The organism is Brevibacterium ammoniilyticum (assembly GCF_038429965.1).
GTDB classification, from domain to species: domain Bacteria; phylum Actinomycetota; class Actinomycetes; order Actinomycetales; family Brevibacteriaceae; genus Brevibacterium; species Brevibacterium ammoniilyticum.
The window spans coordinates 372070-391143 of the sequence record NZ_BAABNP010000002.1; the positions used below are offsets into that span (position 1 = coordinate 372070).

Genomic DNA, 19074 nt, shown 5'->3' on the forward strand with positions numbered 1-19074 from the left:
GGGTAGTCGAGCGAGTAGAGTTCGTTCCAAGCCACGACACATGAGGAGGCGCAGATGAGCATCGTCGACGCCGCTGGATCCGAGTCTGCGGGAACCTATGGCGACAGCGATTTCGTCGTCGTCGCGAACCGGCTGCCCGTCGACCGCGACGCATCCGACCCGGACCAGGAATGGCGCACCTCACCTGGAGGTTTGGTCACCGCAGTCGCCCCCGTCATGAAGGCGCAGGAGGGCGCGTGGATCGGCTGGACCGGTGTCGCCGACGTCGACTTCGAGCCCTTCACCATCGACGGCATGCACCTCATCCCCGTGACCCTGACAAATGAGGATGTCCTCAGGTACTACGAAGGGTTTTCCAACGCCACCCTGTGGCCCCTCTACCACGACGTCATCGCCCCGCCCGAGTACCACCGGACGTGGTGGGAGGCGTATGTGCGGGTCAATGAGCGCTTCGCGGCCAAGGTCGCCGAGGTGGCCGCCGAGTCCGCGACCGTGTGGGTCCACGACTACCAGCTCCAGCTCGTCCCGCAGCTGCTGCGCCGGATGCGCCCGGACCTGAGGATCGGCTTCTTCAACCACATCCCGTTCCCGCCGTTCGAGCTCTTCGCCCAGCTGCCGTGGCGTGACGAGATCCTCCGCGGCCTCCTCGGCGCGGACCTCATCGGCTTCCAGCGTCCCGCCGACGCCGCGAACTTCCGTCGGGCCGTGCGCGGACGCCTGGGCTACCAGACGAAGGGCTCGACGGTCACGGTTCCCGACAGCGGCGACCTCCCGGGTCACTCGGTGCGCGCCGAGGCGTTCCCCATCTCCATCGACACCCCCTACCTCGAGGAGCTCGCGGCAGATCCGGCGATCATCGAACGCGCCGCGCAGATCCGCGAGGAGGTCGGCAACCCGAAGGTCATCATGCTCGGCGTCGACCGGATGGACTACACGAAGGGCATCCGCCACCGCCTCAAGGCCTTCGGCGAGCTGCTGGCCGAAGGCAGGCTCAACGTCGAGGACATCGTCCTCATCCAGATCGCCACACCCTCGCGGGAGCGGCTCGAGCAGTACAAGATCATCCGCCACGACGTCGAGCTCGCGGTCGGTCGGATCAACGGCGAACAGGCCGACATCGGGTCGATCGCCGTCCACTACCTCCACCACTCCTACCCGCGCGATGAGATGACCGCGTTCTTCATCGCCGCCGACGTCATGCTCGTCACCGCCCTGCGCGACGGGATGAATCTCGTGGCCAAGGAGTACGTCGCGTGCCGTCTCCACGACGACGGGGCGCTCGTGCTCTCCGAGTTCGCCGGGGCCGCCGAGCAGCTCGCCGGAGCGGTCCTCGTCAACCCCCACGACATCGGCAACCTCAAGGCCGGGATCCTCGAGGCCGTCCAGATGGACCCGAAGACCCGCGCCCGCAGGATGCGGCAGATGCGCAAGAAGGTGCGCACGGACACCGTGAGCGCATGGTCGAAGCGGTTCCTCAGCGAACTCGATGCCATCCGCGACTCCCCCGAGGCGATCGTCCCCGAACCGCCCGCGCCCGCCGGTCGTCCCGCCGCCCAGCCCGCGCAGCCGGAGCCGACCGGACAGCCGGAGTCGACCCAGCCGGAGTCGACAGGTCAGACCCCGCCCGCACAGACCCAGCAGACCGTTCCCGAAACCCGTTCAGCGACCTAGGAGCCGCCGTGACCTCGGAGTCGACCTCGATGCCGCCTGCCGTTTCCGATTCCCTCACCCCCGCCCTCAGCGACCCGGCCGAGATCGACCTGCGCCCCCTCGCCGAGGCGGACGTCCTCCTCGTCGCCCTCGACTTCGACGGGGTGCTCGCTCCCCTCCAGGACGATCCTGCGGCCAGTCGCATCGTGCCCGCCTCCGCCGAGGCGATCGCCCGTCTCGCCGCGCTGCCCGACACCCAGCTCGCCCTCGTCTCGGGTCGGGACGTCACGACCCTGCGGGAGCTCGCGGCCCCTCCCGAGTCGGCGATGATCGTCGGCTCCCACGGTGCGGAGATCGACCTCGGTCCGGCATCCGACACTTCCGGCAGCACCGGCGAGGACGCGGCCGACTCCCCGGCTTCCGATGCCGACAGCAGCACCGACTCCGCCGCCGATGCCCCGGCCCCGAACGCCCTGACGAACGACGAGGACGCGCTGCTCGCCGCGATCGACGACCACCTCGGCGAACTCAGCCGGCTGAGCGAACGCGACGGCTTCGACCTGCGCATCGAGTACAAGCCCTACTCCCGCACCGTGCACACCCGCGGCATGGCACCGGGGCTCGCCGCCTCGCTGCGTGAGCACGTCGTCTCCGTCCAGGCCGAACACGGCGGGATCCGCGTCATCGAAGGCCACGACATCACCGAGCTCGCCGTGAGCCAGGCGACGAAGGGCACGGGGATGCGGGCGCTCGTCACCGCGGTCGACCCGAGCGCGGCGCTCTACTTGGGCGACGACATCACCGACGAGGACGCGTTCGCCGAACTCGCGCAGCTGAGCCCCGGGCTCACCGGGGTGGGGATCAAGGTCGGCTCGGCGCCCACGCAGGCCGAGCTGCGCATCGCCGACCCCGAGGCCGTCGCCGTCCTCCTCACCCGCCTCGCCGAGGAGCGGGCCGCGTTCACCGGCGCCTGAACCCGCGCCCACACACCGCCTGAGCCAGCCCCGCCGGCACAACGCCGGCCGCAGATGGCGCCGCCGTTGCGCCTACCGGCGCTGCGGGGGCACCGCACTCGCCCGCAGGACGAGATCGGGAGTGACCGAGTAGTCGACGCGGGGCGCCGGCGCGGGGGACGCGATCATCGCCTCCACCTCGTCGAGCGCGGATGCCGCGATCGTCTCCCAGTCGTAGCTGACCTGCGACAGGGGCGGGGCGATGACATCGGCATCGGGCATATCACCGACGGTGAGCAGCGAGAGGTCCCGGGGCACGTCGAGGCGAGCACGCGCCGCCGCTTCGAGGATGCCGAAGGACAGCGAGGGCGCGCACGCGATGACGGCCGTGCAGCCGAGCCCGAGCAGCTCCTCGGCCGCGGCCACCCCTGCCATCGGGCCGCCGGCGGCTTCGACGACGGGCGCCTGATCGCGGGTCGCGGGAATGTGGAGGACGCTGGCCATCGACTTCCGGAACCCGGCGATGCGCGTGGCGGCCGCGGTGTCGCGGAGGACGGCGAGGCCGATGCGGCGATGACCCAGATGGACGAGATGCTGGACGGCGGTGGCGATGCCGTCGGACGCGTCGAGGACGATGCGGGAGATGCCGTCGTCGTGGCGGGCGTTCGAGACCCGGATGAGCGGGAGGCCGCGCTCGGAGAGTCTGCCCGCGAGCGCTCCCGCCGCCCCGCCGCCGAGGACGATCGCCCCGCTCACCCGCAGACCCGTCGCCGGGTTCCCGGCCGGGCCGAGAAGGGAGTCGGCGAGCGCCTCGGTGCGTTCGAGTTCGGCCTCGACGTGGACGACGGCGATGCCCTGGGCGAACATCCTGGTCGTGAGGATCTCGAACAGGTGCGTGTACGGGTCGACGTTGCCCGCCGGCGCCGAGGGCCGGACGAGGGCGATGAGCGGGACGGACGATTCGTCGGCGTGCGGGGTTTCGACGCCGAGGACCGACAGGGCCTGGCGCACCTTCGACGCCGAGGCGGCCGAGACCGCATCCGGGTCCCGCAGGGCCCGCGAGGCCGTGGCCGTCGAGACCCCCGCGAGCTTCGCGATGTCGGCCAGACGCACCTGCTTCGATTCGGCGTCCATCACTGCCTCGCCGCCGCGGTCGAACCCCGTGCGTAGAGGCGGGGGCGGAAGACCGGGGGCACGGACGGCAGCCCGGTCGGGGTGATCTTCAGCGTGGCGAGGGTCGCGTCGATGAGCGCCTGCGAGAGACCGTCGACGTCGATGCCGAGCACCGTCGCGGGAGGCCCGGTGAACCGCATCGTCGGGGAGTCCCCGAAGCCGACGAGCGACATGTCGCGCGGCACCTGGAGGTGACGGTTGCGCAGGCCGTGCAGGGCCCCGTGGAGTTGGAGGGCGGATTGGACGATGACAGCCGTGCACGTCGCGTCCTTGAGTTCGAGGACGGCACGCGACCCGCCGGAGAACGATTTCGGCACCGGCGCGATCCAGTCCTCGAGGGGCAGTCCGTAGGAGCGGGCCGGATGCTCGGCGAGGAACCGCTGGATCAGCTGGGTGGCGAGCTCCCCGGTGTCGTTGCAGATCAGCCCGATGCGGCGGTGGCCGATCGCGCGCAGATGCTCGAACGCCGTCGTCATCCCCCCGCCGAGGTCGAGGCGGGCGGCGATGATGTCTCCGGTGCCGCCGTCGGTGCGGCTCGCCGACTGCTCGTCGACGCGGATGCACGGGATCGCGGTGTCGAGCGAGGTCAGGGTCGGGGTGACGAGCGCGACGGCACCGGCTTCGATCGCGATGTCCAGCGGGGCCGCATCGGTCTCGACCGGCGGGCGGGTGATGAGCAGTCCGTGATCCTGCAGGGCCGTGGCCACGCGCGTGCACACCTGGGTCTGCCAGTACTCGGGGTTGCCGGGGGCGCTGACGGCGACGAGGCGGCGCGGCGCTTCGGGCAGCAGGGTCGACCGGGAGTAGCCGAGTTCGTCGATCGCTTCGAGCACGGCCAGGCGGGTCGTCTCAGCGACGGCTCCGCGGCGGCCGATGACACGCGAGACGGTCGCCAGGGACACGCCTGCCCGGGCGGCGACCTCCTCCAGCGTGACCCTCATGTCCCCGAGTCTACTTTCGGTCGCCCGTCCCGCTCTCGGGTCGGGCGCCCGCGCCCTCACCCGGCCACCGCGTGAGGGTACGGGCGTCGAGGTCGGTCGTCCGCCTCGGCGAGGATCCTGCACAGCCGTCACTCAGCTCGAACTGACCGCGCTGTCACAGTGCACCGACCGCCCTGTCACAGTGCTGAGAATCACTCTACGCTGTGTAAAACTCCCTATCTCCGGCCGCCGGGAACCGCATAGGATGAAGGAGTCTGAGCATCCGCGCAGGTCACCGACGACCAGCTGCTCACAGCCGACGGAGAAGGAGCTGACATGTCAACAGTGTCGTTGAATGGCCTCAGCCACGCGTACGAGAACACGGTGTCCCCCTCGGTCCATCCGTTCAACCTCTTCATCGACGACGGCGAGTTCCTCGTCCTCTACGGCCCCTCCGGGTCGGGCAAGTCGACGATCCTGCGCATGCTCCACGGCCTCGAAGCCCCGAAGACCGGGTCGATCCTCATCGACGGACTCGACGTCACGCACGCCGCCGTCAACGACCGCGACGTCACCCTGGCACTCGAGTCCTACGCCCTCTACCCGCACATGAGCGTGCGCGACAACCTCGGCTTCGCCCTGCGCATCGACGGCCTGCCCGCCGAGGAGATCGCCGCCCGCGTCGAATCCGTGGCCGAGAAGATCGGGCTGAGCGCGATCCTCGACTCCGTCCCCGGCGACCTCTCGCCCCTGCAGCGACAGACCATCGCCCTGGCCCGGGCGATCGTGCGCCAGCCCAAGGTCCTCATCATGGACGAACCCATCGTCAACCTCGTCCCCGAGCACCAGGCCGACACCGTCCGCCTCATCAAGGACCTCCAGCAGGACTTCGGCCTGACCACCCTGTACGCGACCGCGAACCTCGCCGATGCGAAGGTCCTCGCCGACCGCATCGCCTTCCTCGACCACGGCCGACTCATCGGGGTCGAGGAGCCGGAGGTCGCCGAGGCGCTCGTCGCCTCGATCGCCGACCCGGACGTCTGAGTCGTGCCGGCCTCCGCAGGGGCCGAGACCACCGCCTCGGGCCCCACGATCCACACCGTCGACCCCGCCGACCATGCGATGTTGGCGCAGCTGCCGTGGGAGCTGCCGCTCGCGGACTGGCCCACCGACCTCATGGGCGGACTCCCCCGCGGCATCTCCCGCCACATCGTCCGGTTCATCGAGAACGGCGACGAACTGCTCGCGATCAAGGAGACCGAGGACCGGCAGGCCCTGCGGGAGTTCGACATCCTCGGCGTGCTCGAGAACCTCGACGTGCCCAGCGTCGAACCCCGCGCCTACATCACGGGCAGGCGCAGCGCCGCCGGTGAGGAGCTGCCGGGGGCGCTCGTGACCACGCACCTCGACTTCTCCCTGCCCTACCGGGCGCTGTTCTCCCGGGCGCTGGCTGAGGACACGGCCGGTCGCCTCGTCGATGCGCTCGCGGTGCTGCTCGCCCGCCTCCACCTCGTCGGCTTCTACTGGGGGGATGTCTCGCTGTCGAACACGCTCTTCCGCCGCGACGCCGACGCCTATGCCGCCTATGTCGTCGATGCCGAGACCGGGGAGCTGCACGACCGGCTCTCCGCCGGGCAGCGGGAGATGGACCTGCGGATCGCGCGGACGAACATCGCCGGGGACTTCCTCGACCTTCAGGCCGCCGGTCTCGTCGAGTCCTCCGTCGACCCGCTCGCCGCCGGTGATCGGCTCTTCGAGGCCTACAGCGGACTGTGGGCCGAGCTCACCCGGGTCGAGGAGTTCTCCGTCAACGAACGCTGGCGCATCGACGAACGGATCCGCCGCCTCAACGACCTCGGCTTCGACCTCGGCGAACTCACCGTCACGACCGACCTCGACGGGGTCAGCCTCCTCGTCGAACCGAAGGTCGTCGAACCCAACCACCATTCGCGCAGGCTGCTGCGCCTGACCGGGATCGGGGCGAACGAGAACCAGGCCAGGGCGATGCTCAACGACCTCGACTCGTATCGCACGGCGCCCGGGTTCACCGGCGGGGCCCACGGGTCCGGTGAGATGCCCGCGGAGCTGAGCGAGGAGGAGGCCGCGCGGATCTGGCTCGACGAGGTCTACAAACCGCTCATCGGCGCGATCCCCGGCAGCCTGATGAACAAGCTCGAACCGGGGCAGATCTTCTACGAGTTCGCCGAGCACCGTCGCGTCATGGCGCAGGCGAGGCAGCGCGACATTCCGCTGCGGGAGGCGATCGCGTACTTCATCATGGACGACCTCGCGAACCTGCCCGACGAATCCCGGTACGTCCAACCCCCGCCGAGGTGACCGTCGGGTGGGTGCGTCTGCGCGCTTGCGGGGGCGGGTCCGGGCGGGGGCCGGGCACGCGGATTCCACGACGTGGACGCGGGTGGCCGGGCCGCCTCGGCGGGCATAGCTTGGGCTCAACCATCACTTCGGGTGCTCGGATCTGCAACGATGCAGCGCGCACCCTGTTGCGCCCGGCCATGACGGCCGGAAGGAAGGACCTCCGATGCCGACGAACGCCGACAATCCTCCGCTCCCCGGCCTCTTCGACCTCTCCGGGCGGACCGCGGTCGTCGTCGGGGCCGGATCGGGGCTCGGGCAGGCGAGCGCGCTCGGCCTCGCCGACGCCGGGGCCCACGTCGTCGCCGCCGACCTCAACGCCGCCGGCGCCGAGGAGACCGTCCGCCTCATCGCCGCCCGGGCAGGAGGCTCGGGTGACGGGGCCACCTCGGCGGAGGACGGTGCTCACGGTCGGCACGGACGCGGGGAGCCGGCGGAGGCGGCCGTCGTCGACATCACGGACACGGACTCGGTCAACGCGCTCGTCGCCGCCCACCCCGACGCCGAGATCCTCGTCGTCACCCCCGGTGCCAACGTGCGCAAACGCCTGACCACGACGACCGACGACGAGTTCGACCGAGTCATCGACATCAACCTCAAGGGCACATACCGGCTCATGCGCGGCTTCGGCGCGGCGATGGCCGAACGCGGTCGGGGCTCGATCGTCACCTTCGCGTCCTTCCGGGCGATCACCGTCGAACCCGGGCAGGGGATCTACGCGGCCGCGAAGGCCGGTGTCGTCCAGCTGACGAAGACCCTCGCGAGCGAACTCGGGCCGGAGGGGGTGCGGGTCAACGCGATCCTCCCCGGCCCCTTCGACACACCGCTCACCCAGCAGATCAAGGCTGATGAGCGGTGGTGGGGCGCGTATGCGGACAAGACGGCGCTCGGCCGGTGGGGTCGGCTCCACGAGATCGCCGGTCCGGTGCTCTTCCTCGCCTCCCCCGCCTCGGCGTATGTCACGGGCAGTTCCTTGCTCGTCGACGGCGGATGGATGGCCCACGACGGGCGGTTCACACCCGAGGTGTGAGGGTCTGGCCTGGAGGTTCGACGCCTGCGCTCATGAGCCGGGAGGAGCTGCGGGGACCTGCGTGACGGAGGTCTCCCGGGACCATGTGACAATGGCTCAATGAGTTCTCCGCAGACTACGCCTGCACCACCGTCGGGGCAGCGCCCAGGAATCGTCCGTCAGCTCGGACGCCGCAAGTCGATCACCAGCATGATCAAGGACACCGAGGACGCGAATTCGCAGGAGCTGCGGCGCACCTTCGGCGTCTTCCAGCTCACCATGATCAGCGTCGGCGCCACCCTCGGCACGGGAATCCTCGTCATCCTCGGCGAGGCCGTGCCGATCGCCGGACCCGGCGTGTGGATCGCATTCATCCTCGCCGGCATCACCGCCCTGCTCTCGGCCGTCAGCTATGCGGAGATGGCGGGCATGGTGCCGGTGTCCGGGTCGAGCTACTCGTACACGTATGCGACCCTCGGTGAGGGCGTGGCCTGGGTCTGCGGCTGGTGCCTCGTCCTCGAATACGCGGTGTCCGTGGCAGCAGTGGCTGTCGGTGCCGCCGACTACGTCAACGAGACCCTGCGGATCTTCGGCTTCGAACTGCCTCCGGCGCTGGCTTCGGGTCCCGATCAGCCCGGAGGGGTCATCAACCTCCCGGCGCTCATCGTCGTGGTGCTTGCAACGATCCTCCTCATGCGTGGGGCGAAGGAGTCCGGTGTCGTCAACACGATCATCGTCTTCGTCAAGATCGGCATCCTCGTCTTCTTCTCGATCGTCGCGTTCACGGCGTTCAAGGCCGGCAACTTCGAACCGCTCCTGCCGATGGGCGCCGCCGGTGTCACGGCGGCCGCCTCGATCGTCTTCTTCTCCTACATCGGCTTCGACGCCGCCTCGACGGCAGGCGAGGAGGCGAAGAACCCGAAGCGGGATCTGCCGCGGGCGATCATCCTCTCGATGGTCATCGTCACCTCGATGTACGTCCTCGTCGCGGTCACCGCGATCGGGGCCCGCGAATGGCAGTGGTTCGAGACCTCGACGGCGCCGCTCGTCCAGATCGTCCACGAGATCACGCAGTCGAACTTCGCGGTCTTCCTCTTCGCGGCCTCCTCGGTGCTGGCGATCTTCTCCGTGGTCATCACGGTCCTCTACGGCCAGTCGCGCATCCTGCTCACCATGTCGCGTGACGGCATGGTGCCGCGCTTCTTCGGCGTCGTCTCCCCGCGCACGGGAACCCCGCTCATCGGCACCCTGGTCACCGGGACCCTCGTGGCGATCACGGCCGCGCTCATCCCGCTCGGAGAGCTCGCGAACGCGACGAGCATCGGCACGCTCTTCGCGTTCTGCCTCGTCAACGTCGCCGTCATCTACCTGCGGGTGACGAAGCCGGAGCTCGAGCGCTCCTTCAAGGCGCCGCTCGGGTACACGATCCCCATCCTCGGCGCGCTCGCGTGTGCATTCCTCATGCTCAACCTCAGCGGGATCACCTGGGCGGTCTTCGGGATCTGGATGCTCGTCGGCGTCCTCATCTACTTCGCCTACAGCCGTCGCCACTCGCGCGTGGGCACGATGAGCGACGCCGACTACCGCACGAGCCTCAGCGCCTGAGCGCTCTGCCGGCCGGCGGCGGATCTGTTGTTGCCGGCCGGCGAGCCTGTTGCCGCCGGCCGGCGTGTCAGCGCCGCCGACGTTCACTTCCAGCAACCGTGAGGGCGCTCGGCAACCCTGCGCAGGGTTGCTCAGCGCCCTCAAGGTTGCTGGGATGGATCAGCCGCGGCGGGCGCGGGCGACCTCGTAGAGGCTCACGGCCGCGGCGATGCCGGCGTTGAGCGACTCGGTGGTGGCGGCGATCGGGATCGAGACGATCTGGTCGCACTTGTCGGCGATGAGGCGGGAGAGTCCCTTGCCCTCGGAGCCGACGACGATGCACAGCGGGTCCGTGGTGAAGCTCAGCTCCGGCAGGTCGACGTCGCCGTCCATGTCGAGGCCGACGACGAAGACGCCCTGCTTCTTCAGCTCGTCGATCGCGCGGGCGAGGTTGACGACCTGGGCGACCTTGATCCGCGAGGCGGCACCGGCCGAGGTCTTCCAGGCGGCAGCCGTCATCGACGCGGCACGGCGTTCGGGGATGATCACTCCGTGTCCGCCGAAGGCCGCGACCGAGCGGACGATGGCCCCGAGGTTGCGGGGGTCGGTCACCCCGTCGAGGGCGACGATGAGCGGGGTCTCGGCCCGTTCGGCCGCGAATTCGAGGAGGTCGCGCGGGTCGGCGTACTCGTACGGCGGGATCTGCAGGGCGATGCCCTGGTGGATCGCATCGTCGGTGAGCCGGTCGAGATCCGAACGGCTGGCCTCGAGCATCGCGATGCCGCGACCGGCGGCCAGCGCGATGGCCTCCTTGACCCGGTCGTCGGAGTCGATGCGGCTGGCCACGTAGAGCGCGGTCGCCGGCACCTCCTCGCGCAGCGCTTCGAGCACGGAGTTGCGCCCGGCGACCATGTTCGGCCCGAGCTCCTTCTTCTTCCGCTTCGCCTGCGCCGAGGCGTTCGCGGCGCGCTTGGCCTGCGCGGCCTTGTGCGCCTTGTGGTAGACGCGGTCCTCGGCCTTGGGCGTCGGTCCCTTGCCCTGGAGTCCGCGACGGTTCTTGCCGCCCGACCCCTTGGGCGGGCCCTTCTTCTTCGACCCGCCGGAGCGTGGATTCGATGCCATGTCAGTCCTCTTGGTTCGTCGGTGCTGCCGTCAGTGTCCCGATGCGTCGGGCAGGGTCAGCTGTTCTTGAGATGGTAGCGGTAGCCGTCGGCGGTGTCTTCGATCGCGATGCCGGCGGCGGCGAGTTCGTCGCGGATCGCATCCGCGGTCGCGTAGTCCTTCTCCGCCTTCGCCGTGATCCGCTTGCGCGCAAGATCCCCGACGAGGGAGTCGAGGGCGGCCGCGGCCGGTGCGTCGTCCTCTCCGCTGCCCCACACCTCGGCGCTGGGATTGACGCCGAGGATGTCGAGCATGAGCTCCACCTCGGCGACGATCCGGGCCAGGCCCGGCTTGTCCGCACCGGAGTCGAGGAGCTTCGCGCCCTCGGTGACGCGGGCGAAGACGACGGAGAGGGCACGGGGCACACCGAGGTCGTCGTCGAGGGCCGCCGCGAACTCGGCGGGCACATCGACGCTGCGGTCCGCGTAGGCGGTCTCGACGTTCGGCAGGGCCGGGGCGTCCTCGCCGAGCGCCTGACGGGCGCGGTCGAGGAAGTTCGAGAGACGCTCGAGTGACGCGGTCTGGCGCTCCATCGCCTCGGGCGAGTACTCGAGCACCGAACGGTAGCCGGCACTCGTGAGGAAGTAGCGGACGGCGATGGGGCTGAACTGTGCGAACAGGTCGGAGGCGAAGATCGAGTTGCCGAGCGACTTCGACATCTTGTCGCCGCCGACGTTGAGCAGGCCCGAGTGCATCCAGATGTTCGTGAACGCGTCGCCGGCCGCACGCGACTGCGCGAGTTCGTTCTCGTGGTGCGGGAAGCGCAGGTCGAGGCCGCCGCCGTGGATGTCGAAGTGCGGGCCCAAGTACTTCGTCGACATCGCCGAGCATTCGATGTGCCAGCCGGGTCGGCCGCGTCCCCACGGGGACGGCCACGAGGCGCTCTCCGGTTCGCCGGGCTTGTGGGCCTTCCACAGCGCGAAGTCGCGGGGGTCCTTCTTCCCGCGCATGTCCGAGTCCTCGGCCGGCTCCATGTCGTCGAGGCGCTGGTTCGTCAGCTCCCCGTAGTCCGGCCATGAGGTCGTCGAGAAGTACACGTCGCCGCTGCCGTCGAGGGCAGGGTAGGCGTGACCGGCGTCGATGAGACGCGCGATGAGTTCGTGCATCTCCGTGATGTGGCCGGTCGCGCGCGGTTCGTAGCTCGGCGGGAGCACGGCGAGTGCGTCGTAGGCCGCGGTGAACGCCTGCTCGTAGAGGAACGCGTGTTCGAACCACGAGCGTCCCTCCTCGACGGACTTCGAGAGGATCTTGTCGTCGATGTCGGTGACGTTGCGGATGAGGGTGACGGAGTAGCCGCGGTAGAGCAGCCAGCGGCGCAGCACATCGAAGACCGAGGCCGAGCGCAGGTGCCCGATGTGCGGCTGACCCTGCACCGTGGCGCCGCAGACGTAGATCCCGACGTGGCCGTCGACGACGGGTCGGAGGTCTTCGGTGGTCCGGGAGGCGGTGTTGTACAGAGCGATAGTCACCCGCCCAAGTCTACCGGCCATCCCCGCCGAGGTGGTCCTGGTCAGGTACCCGATCCCGGGTCGGCGCGACGGTGATCGAATCGGTGCCCAATTGTGACCCACGACACGTGATGCGGAGCACTGTTCTCAAACAACTCCCAGTAAGCTGGTGGGCAACCATCCGCATCCATGTGGCACCGACGCCCATGTGCGGCGTGAAACGAAAGGTCATCATGTCAACATCCACACCCCAGAGGGAGGTCTTCGCCACCCGCGGCGCGTTCATCTTCGCGGCCATCGGTTCGGCTGTCGGCCTCGGCAACATCTGGCGCTTCCCGTATGTCACGTATGAGAACGGCGGCGGCGCCTTCATCATCCCCTACCTCGTCGCACTGCTGACCGCGGGCATCCCGCTGCTCTTCTTCGACTACGCGATGGGTCACCGTTCGCGCGGTTCGGCTCCGCTGGCCTTCCGCATGGCGACGAAGGTCGCCGAGCCCATCGGCTGGTTCCAGACGGGTGTCGCCGTCGTCATCGCCATCTACTATGCGGCGATCATCGGCTGGGCCGGCGCGTACATGTTCTTCTCGCTCAACCAGGCGTGGGGCGACGATGCGGAGACGTACTTCTTCGGCAGCTTCCTCAAGATGGGCGACCCCGGGGTCTCCATGGAGTTCGTGCCGACCATCCTCCTGCTCGTCATCGCCGTCTGGGTGATCACCCTTGCGGTGCTCCTCCTCGGCGTCCAGGACGGCATCGCGCGCTTCTCGAAGATCTTCATTCCGCTGCTCATCGTCCTCTTCCTCGCCCTCGTCATCCGGGCGCTGTTCCTGCCCGGTGCGGCCGAGGGCCTCAACGCCCTCTTCACGCCGGACTTCTCAGCGCTGGCGAACCCGGCGGTGTGGATCGCGGCCTACGGGCAGATCTTCTTCTCGCTCTCGATTGCGTTCGGCATCATGATCACCTACGCGTCGTACCTCAAGCGGAAGACGAACCTCACCGGTTCGGGTCTCGTCGTCGCGTTCTCGAACTCCGGTTTCGAGATCCTCGCCGGCATCGGCGTCTTCGCGGCACTCGGCTTCATGGCCGCGGCGCAGGGCGCGCAGGTCTCCGACGTCGCGACCAGCGGCATCGGCCTGGCCTTCGTCGCCTTCCCGACGCTGATCTCCGAGATGCCCGGCGGCGGACTCTTCGGGTTCGCGTTCTTCGCGTGCCTCGTCTTCGCCGGTCTGACCTCGCTCATCTCGATCGTTCAGGTGCCCATCCAGGCGCTGCGTGAGAAGTTCGGGGTCGGGAACAAGGCGTCGGTCCTCCTCGTCGGCGGCGTCATGGCGATCATCTCGATCCTGCTCATGTCGACGGTCACCGCGCTCTATGTGCTCGACACGATGGATGCCTTCGCGAACAACATCGGCATCGTTGGTGCCGCCGTCGTCGGCCTCATCGTCGTCGGCTGGTTCGCCCGGCAGCTGCCGGTACTCCGGGATCATCTCAACGCGATCTCGAGCTTCAAAGTGGGCTGGTTCTGGATGATCATCCTCGGCGGAGTCACCACTCTGGTGCTCCTCTACATGCTCATCGTCCAGATCATCACGTATGCGAACGAGGGCTACGGCGAGTACCCGGCGACGCTCATCGGCGTCTTCGGCTGGGGCATGATCGGTCTGCTCATCGTCATCTCGATCGTCCTCTCGCTCATCAAGTGGCCGCGTCGCACACTTGAGGCGGCCGATGAGGCGATCGCCGATTCCGTTGCCGAAGAGATCAAGCGTCCGACCGGGCGCCACGCAGCGGACGAGACCACGCAGGGAGGGAACTGATGGGAACTTCAGCCATCGTCATGATGATCATCGCCATGGTCACGGTCTGGGGCGGCCTGGCAGCTGCGATCGTGCATCTGCGCAAGCACCCGGACCAGGAGTGATCTCCTGATCCTCGCACCAGTGATCGTCGCACCAGTGGTCGTCGCACCACAGTGACCGCGAGGAAGAAGTCCGAGCGCGGCGCACGTGTTCTGCGCACCGGGACTTCTTGACAGCGTTCAAGCGGGGCGTCTCCTTCGGGAGGCGCCCCGCTTCGCTGTCCGCAGACGACTCAGCCCCACCCCGGTCCGCACCCTTCGAGAACCCAGCCCCACCTCGGCGACGAATGAGAACCCGGCCCCACTCCGGCGCGCACCCGTTGAGAACCGACCCCCGCCTCGGCGTGTGGGCACCGGTCGCACGCCATCCGGACGTGCTGGTCGCCGGCAGGGGTGCGTGGTTAGGGTGGGAAGCGTACGAACAGTCCATCGGCACGTGTCGCAGCGTCGCTGTCGTCGCCGCCGATCTCCCCTAGGAGGCGCAATGCCACAGACCGTCAAGGGCGTCATCGCACGGAGCAAGGGTGCCCCGGTCGAGCTCACCGACATCGTCATTCCCGACCCCGGTCCCGGCGAGGTCGTCGTCGACGTCCAGTCGTGCGGGGTCTGCCACACGGACTTCCACTACCGGGAGGGCGGGATCTCGGATGACTTCCCGTTCCTCTTGGGCCATGAGTCGGCCGGTGTCGTCGCCGAGGTGGGTGAGGGGGTGACGAACGTGAAGGTCGGCGATTTCGTCATCCTCAACTGGCGTGCCGTGTGCGGCGAATGCCGGGCGTGCAAGCGCGGTGAGCCGTGGTACTGCTTCAACACGCACAATGCCGAGCAGAAGATGACGCTCACCGACGGCACCGAGCTCACTCCGGCGCTCGGCATCGGGTCGTTCGCGGAGAAGACGCTCGTCGCTGCCGGCCAGTGCACGAAGGTCGACGAGTCGGATCCGGCGGTCGTGGGGCTGCTCGGGTGCGGCATCATGGCCGGCATCGGTGCGGCCATCAACACCGGCGAGGTGACCCGGGGGAAGTCCGTGGCGGTCATCGGCTGCGGCGGTGTCGGCTGTGCCGCGATCGCCGGGTCGCGTCTCGCCGGGGCTGGGACCATCATCGCCCTCGACATCGACGATGCGAAGCTCGAGTGGGCGAAGGACCTCGGGGCGACCGAGACCGTGAACACGCGGGGCATGAGCGAGGACGAGGTCGTCGCGGCGATCCAGGAGCGCACGAACGGTTTCGGTGCCGATGTCGTCATCGACGCGGTGGGTCGGCCCGAGACATGGCGGCAGGCGTTCTACGGCCGTGATCTCGCGGGCACTGTCGTCCTCGTCGGAGTGCCGACGCCGGAGATGGAGCTGAGCGTGCCGCTGCTCGACGTCTTCGGTCGCGGTGGGAAGCTCAAGTCGTCGTGGTACGGCGACTGCCTGCCCGAACGGGACTTCCCGATGCTCGTCGACCTCTACGAGCAGGGGCGCCTGCCGTTGGAGAAGTTCGTCACCGAGCGCATCGGCATCGGCGACGTCGAGGAGGCGTTCGCGAAGATGGGCAGGGGCGAGGTTCTGCGGTCGGTGGTGGTGTTCCCGTGACCGCGATCGAGCATGTCGTGACCTCCGGGACGTTCTCGCTCGACGGCGGGACGTGGGATGTCGACAACAATGTGTGGATCGTCGGGGATGACTCGGAGGTCATCGTGATCGATCCGGCCCATGATGTCGATGCCATCGCCGAGGCGGTCGGTGCGAGAGAGGTCAAGGCTGTTCTCCTCACCCACGGTCATGACGACCACGTGGGTGTGGTGCGGGAGTTCGCGCAGCGCGTGGGCAATCCGACGGTGTACCTCAATCCCGATGACTACGTGCTGTGGGACATGACGTACGACGACTACCGGCCCGAAGGGCAGATCGCCGACGGGGACACGTGGAGCGTCGGCGGGGTGACGATCCGCGCCCTGCACACCCCGGGCCACTCCCCCGGGTCGACGAGTTTCTTCATCGAGACCGGGATGCCGGTCCCCGCCTCGGCGGGAGCGGGGGCAGCGGTGGGTCCAGTGCTCTTCTCCGGAGACACGCTCTTCAACGGCGGGCCCGGGGCGACGGGTCGCTCGCATTCGTGCTTCGAGACGATCATCGAGTCCATCAGGGACCGCCTGTTCACCCTGCCCGATCCGACCGTCGTCCTCACCGGCCACGGCGACGCGACGTCGATCGAGGCGGAGAAGCCGAGTCTCGAGGAGTGGATCAAGCGGGGGTCCTGACGGATCTGGGCTGAGCTCTCCTCGCTGACGCATGCGGCGCCTCAACACTCGATGTCGGGTGTTGAGGCGCCGTGTTCGTCCCCGCAAAGGCGGGGAGAATAGTCGACTGGCGGCCACAGCCAACTTCTAACTCGGGTCATCCCGGCGTGAACATGCAGGGAAAGCGATTCGCGCTATGCCGAGTCCGCCACGCAGTCTACTCTCCGCACAACGTCGTCGAATTCTCTGACCATCATTGGCGCGTCAAATAGACGGCAGGCAGCAGACGGCAGTCGCAGTTCTGATTTCGTCGACCATGATCTGAACGGAACGTGGCACAGGCGCAGCCGAAATCGCTGCTGGTATTGCAACGACGGGTCAGTTCAAAACTCATTGAGGAAGCTCGAAGCAGGTAAGATCATTGCAGATCAGCAAGTGTGCTCCCCGCGCTCGCGGGGATGATCCCCGTCTGCGGCTGGCCTGCTCGTAGGCGAGCCGGTGCTCCCCGCGCTCGCGGGGATGATCCCCCGTACGCGGCCGGCTGATGATGTTCGGACCAGTGCTCCCCGCGCTCGCGGGGATGATCCGGCGGCATCAAGGTCGACCCGTACACGCAACGGTGCTCCCCGCGCTCGCGGGGATGATCCTGGCTGGGAACGCATCCCCGAGCCCGTACTTCCGTGCTCCCCGCGCTCGCGGGGATGATCCCGAGCCGACGAGATCGAAGAGGAGGCACGCGATGTGCTCCCCGCGCTCGCGGGGATGATCCCGTGTTCGACGCCGAGGCGATTGATGACGGGGTGTGCTCCCCGCGCTCGCGGGGATGATCCGACTTCGCCAAGGCGCAAGCCGCCACGCTCAATGTGCTCCCCGCGCTCGCGGGGATGATCCGGTCATCGCCTCTCCGTTGCCGGTGGGCGCGGAGTGCTCCCCGCGCTCGCGGGGATGATCCCCTATCGGGCGATCCTCAACCACGTCATCGACCGTGCTCCCCGCGCTCGCGGGGATGATCCGGTGACGATCTTCAAGCGCGCTGACCTGGCGGGGTGCTCCCCGCGCTCGCGGGGATGATCCCAGGAGACCTCGGCGGTCGCATCCTCAGCGAACGTGCTCCCCGCGCTCGCGGGGATGATCCCATGACCATCCAGACCCGCTTCGCTTCGCCGATGTGCTCCCCGCGCTCGCGGGGATGATCCGGATGCAGACTCATCGGACTACGTGGTCGGTCAGTGCTCCCCGCGCTCGCGGGGATGATCCGCACGCAGCGGACATCCACCCGGCCTTCGGCGTGTGCTCCCCGCGCTCGCGGGGATGATCCCTGCGGGTAGTGAGACATCGACGACCCGTCAGTGTGCTCCCCGCGCTCGCGGGGATGATCCGGGGTGGCGGGTCACGCTCGACGGGAAAACCTGGTGCTCCCCGCGCTCGCGGGGATGATCCGGTGGTCATCCAGTCGATGCTCACCTCGGCCACGTGCTCCCCGCGCTCGCGGGGATGATCCGTTGCGCCTCCACGAACTCGGTACGAGCACCATGTGCTCCCCGCGCTCGCGGGGATGATCCGGGCGCGGTGGATTTCGCCGGTCAGGTAGCAGTGTGCTCCCCGCGCTCGCGGGGATGATCCCCCTGCGGCGCGCCGGTCGAATGCGGGACCAAGGTGCTCCCCGCGCTCGCGGGGATGATCCCGTGCCCGTCCCGATGTCGATTTTCGCGAGCACGTGCTCCCCGCGCTCGCGGGGATGATCCGTCACCGCCACTGCTCGCGCTCCCGGCTGGGTGGTGCTCCCCGCGCTCGCGGGGATGATCCGGGCACCGCTCTGGCCGAGGAGGCCGCGAAACGGTGCTCCCCGCGCTCGCGGGGATGATCCCGCGTCGTCGTTGATGATGTGAGCCATGTGGGCGTGCTCCCCGCGCTCGCGGGGATGATCCGATGTCCTTGATCTCCTCAACCGGGTCGGCCTCGTGCTCCCCGCGCTCGCGGGGATGATCCGGCAGAACGCACCGCGATCGAGACCCGGCTCAAGTGCTCCCCGCGCTCGCGGGGATGATCCTCGACCTCGAACGGGCCGTGGAGGAGAAACTCCGTGCTCCCCGCGCTCGCGGGGATGATCCGACCGCAGCACAGTCAGCAGTCGGCATCCTCGCGTGCTCCCCGCGCTCGCGGGGATGATCCGATGTCGAGGTGGGCTCGCGGGATCTTGTTCGGGTGCTCCCCGCGCTCGCGGGGATGATCCGCTGGGCGCCCCGCAGATGAACAAGCTGCAGGCGTGCTCCCCGCGCTCGCGGGGATGATCCGGACATCTTCTGGTTCGGCAGCGAGGTCGAACCGTGCTCCCCGCGCTCGCGGGGATGATCCGTCGTCCCGCCACTTCTGCAATGCTCCGCCGAGGTGCTCCCCGCGCTCGCGGGGATGATCCGTTGAGCTTGCGGGTGAGGAACACGTGAACATCGTGCTCCCCGCGCTCGCGGGGATGATCCCCCCGTGAGCATCGCCGCGAGCGCCGCTCCCATGTGCTCCCCGCGCTCGCGGGGATGATCCGAGCATCTGTGGCTCCGTGACAACGGAGGTAAAGTGCTCCCCGCGCTCGCGGGGATGATCCCATCGCAAAACGGGCTTGACACCGCCGATAACCGGCTCTTCGCAGCTGAGAGTGTAGTCGGGTTGGGCGCGTCGGTCGCTGGATAGGGGTCGAGGCCCTCCGAGGATGGAAGTT

14 protein-coding genes and 1 CRISPR repeat array are annotated in these 19074 nt (G+C 68.7%); of the genes, 10 read left to right on the forward strand and 4 right to left on the reverse strand.

Features of this window, described 5'->3' with window-relative positions:
- Window positions 1-54 precede the first annotated feature (54 nt).
- Both AAHA49_RS03730 and AAHA49_RS03735 read left to right on the forward strand, forming a co-directional pair.
- On the forward strand, window positions 55-1671 hold the full coding sequence (locus AAHA49_RS03730) for an alpha,alpha-trehalose-phosphate synthase (UDP-forming) (protein ID WP_342037238.1): 1617 nt from the start codon (window positions 55-57) through the stop codon (window positions 1669-1671).
- Window positions 1672-1679: 8 nt separating this feature from the next.
- Window positions 1680-2624, forward strand: a complete 945-nt coding sequence (locus tag AAHA49_RS03735; protein WP_342037239.1) for a trehalose-phosphatase — start codon at window positions 1680-1682, stop codon at window positions 2622-2624.
- A 72-nt stretch (window positions 2625-2696) separates the two neighbouring features.
- On the opposite strand, the gene AAHA49_RS03740 is transcribed toward AAHA49_RS03735, so the two are convergent.
- Both AAHA49_RS03740 and AAHA49_RS03745 read right to left on the reverse strand, forming a co-directional pair.
- Window positions 2697-3737 (reverse strand): LacI family DNA-binding transcriptional regulator, encoded by a 1041-nt coding sequence (locus AAHA49_RS03740; protein ID WP_342037240.1) that lies wholly within the window; start codon window positions 3735-3737, stop codon window positions 2697-2699.
- The gene (locus AAHA49_RS03745; RefSeq protein WP_342037241.1) at window positions 3737-4717 is read right to left on the reverse strand and encodes a LacI family DNA-binding transcriptional regulator; all 981 of its coding nucleotides are present in this window, start codon (window positions 4715-4717) and stop codon (window positions 3737-3739) included. Before AAHA49_RS03745 ends, AAHA49_RS03740 begins: the two co-directional genes overlap by 1 nt.
- A 315-nt stretch (window positions 4718-5032) precedes the next feature.
- Here AAHA49_RS03745 and AAHA49_RS03750 point away from each other — a divergent pair, with 315 nt between their 5' ends.
- From AAHA49_RS03750 to AAHA49_RS03765, 4 genes are all read left to right on the forward strand, one after another.
- Window positions 5033-5740 carry an ABC transporter ATP-binding protein gene (locus AAHA49_RS03750; RefSeq protein WP_342037242.1) on the forward strand — a complete coding sequence of 236 codons (708 nt, stop codon included), beginning with the start codon at window positions 5033-5035 and terminating at the stop codon, window positions 5738-5740.
- Window positions 5741-5743: 3 nt separating this feature from the next.
- Window positions 5744-7033, forward strand: coding sequence for a DUF4032 domain-containing protein (locus AAHA49_RS03755; protein WP_342037243.1), 1290 nt, complete (start codon window positions 5744-5746; stop codon window positions 7031-7033).
- A 205-nt stretch (window positions 7034-7238) separates the two neighbouring features.
- Window positions 7239-8102: an SDR family NAD(P)-dependent oxidoreductase gene (locus AAHA49_RS03760; RefSeq protein WP_342037244.1), complete on the forward strand. Its 864-nt coding sequence runs from the start codon at window positions 7239-7241 to the stop codon at window positions 8100-8102.
- Between the two features lie 99 nt (window positions 8103-8201).
- A complete protein-coding gene (locus tag AAHA49_RS03765) occupies window positions 8202-9686 on the forward strand; it encodes an amino acid permease (RefSeq protein WP_342037245.1) in 1485 nt (494 codons plus the stop codon).
- A 159-nt stretch (window positions 9687-9845) separates the two neighbouring features.
- Here AAHA49_RS03765 and rlmB read toward each other — a convergent pair whose 3' ends face one another.
- The gene (gene rlmB, locus AAHA49_RS03770; RefSeq protein ID WP_339392295.1) at window positions 9846-10787 is read right to left on the reverse strand and encodes a 23S rRNA (guanosine(2251)-2'-O)-methyltransferase RlmB; all 942 of its coding nucleotides are present in this window, start codon (window positions 10785-10787) and stop codon (window positions 9846-9848) included.
- A gap of 56 nt (window positions 10788-10843) precedes the next feature.
- Complete coding sequence (gene cysS / locus AAHA49_RS03775) at window positions 10844-12295, reverse strand: cysteine--tRNA ligase (protein ID WP_342037246.1); 1452 nt, start codon at window positions 12293-12295, stop codon at window positions 10844-10846.
- A 212-nt stretch (window positions 12296-12507) separates the two neighbouring features.
- Between cysS and AAHA49_RS03780 the strand changes: the two genes are divergently transcribed.
- From AAHA49_RS03780 to AAHA49_RS03795, 4 genes are all read left to right on the forward strand, one after another.
- A complete protein-coding gene (locus AAHA49_RS03780; RefSeq protein WP_342037247.1) occupies window positions 12508-14094 on the forward strand; it encodes a sodium-dependent transporter in 1587 nt (528 codons plus the stop codon).
- A complete protein-coding gene (locus AAHA49_RS03785) occupies window positions 14094-14198 on the forward strand; it encodes a methionine/alanine import family NSS transporter small subunit (protein ID WP_339392298.1) in 105 nt (34 codons plus the stop codon). The genes AAHA49_RS03780 and AAHA49_RS03785 overlap by 1 nt, the downstream gene beginning before the upstream one ends.
- A 421-nt stretch (window positions 14199-14619) precedes the next feature.
- A complete protein-coding gene (locus AAHA49_RS03790) occupies window positions 14620-15714 on the forward strand; it encodes an S-(hydroxymethyl)mycothiol dehydrogenase (protein WP_342037248.1) in 1095 nt (364 codons plus the stop codon).
- Window positions 15711-16382, forward strand: coding sequence for an MBL fold metallo-hydrolase (locus AAHA49_RS03795; RefSeq protein WP_342037249.1), 672 nt, complete (start codon window positions 15711-15713; stop codon window positions 16380-16382). The genes AAHA49_RS03790 and AAHA49_RS03795 overlap by 4 nt, the downstream gene beginning before the upstream one ends.
- A gap of 416 nt (window positions 16383-16798) precedes the next feature.
- A CRISPR array of direct repeats spans window positions 16799-18960; the repeat unit is 28 nt; unit sequence GTGCTCCCCGCGCTCGCGGGGATGATCC.
- The last annotated feature ends 114 nt before the right edge of the window (window positions 18961-19074 follow it).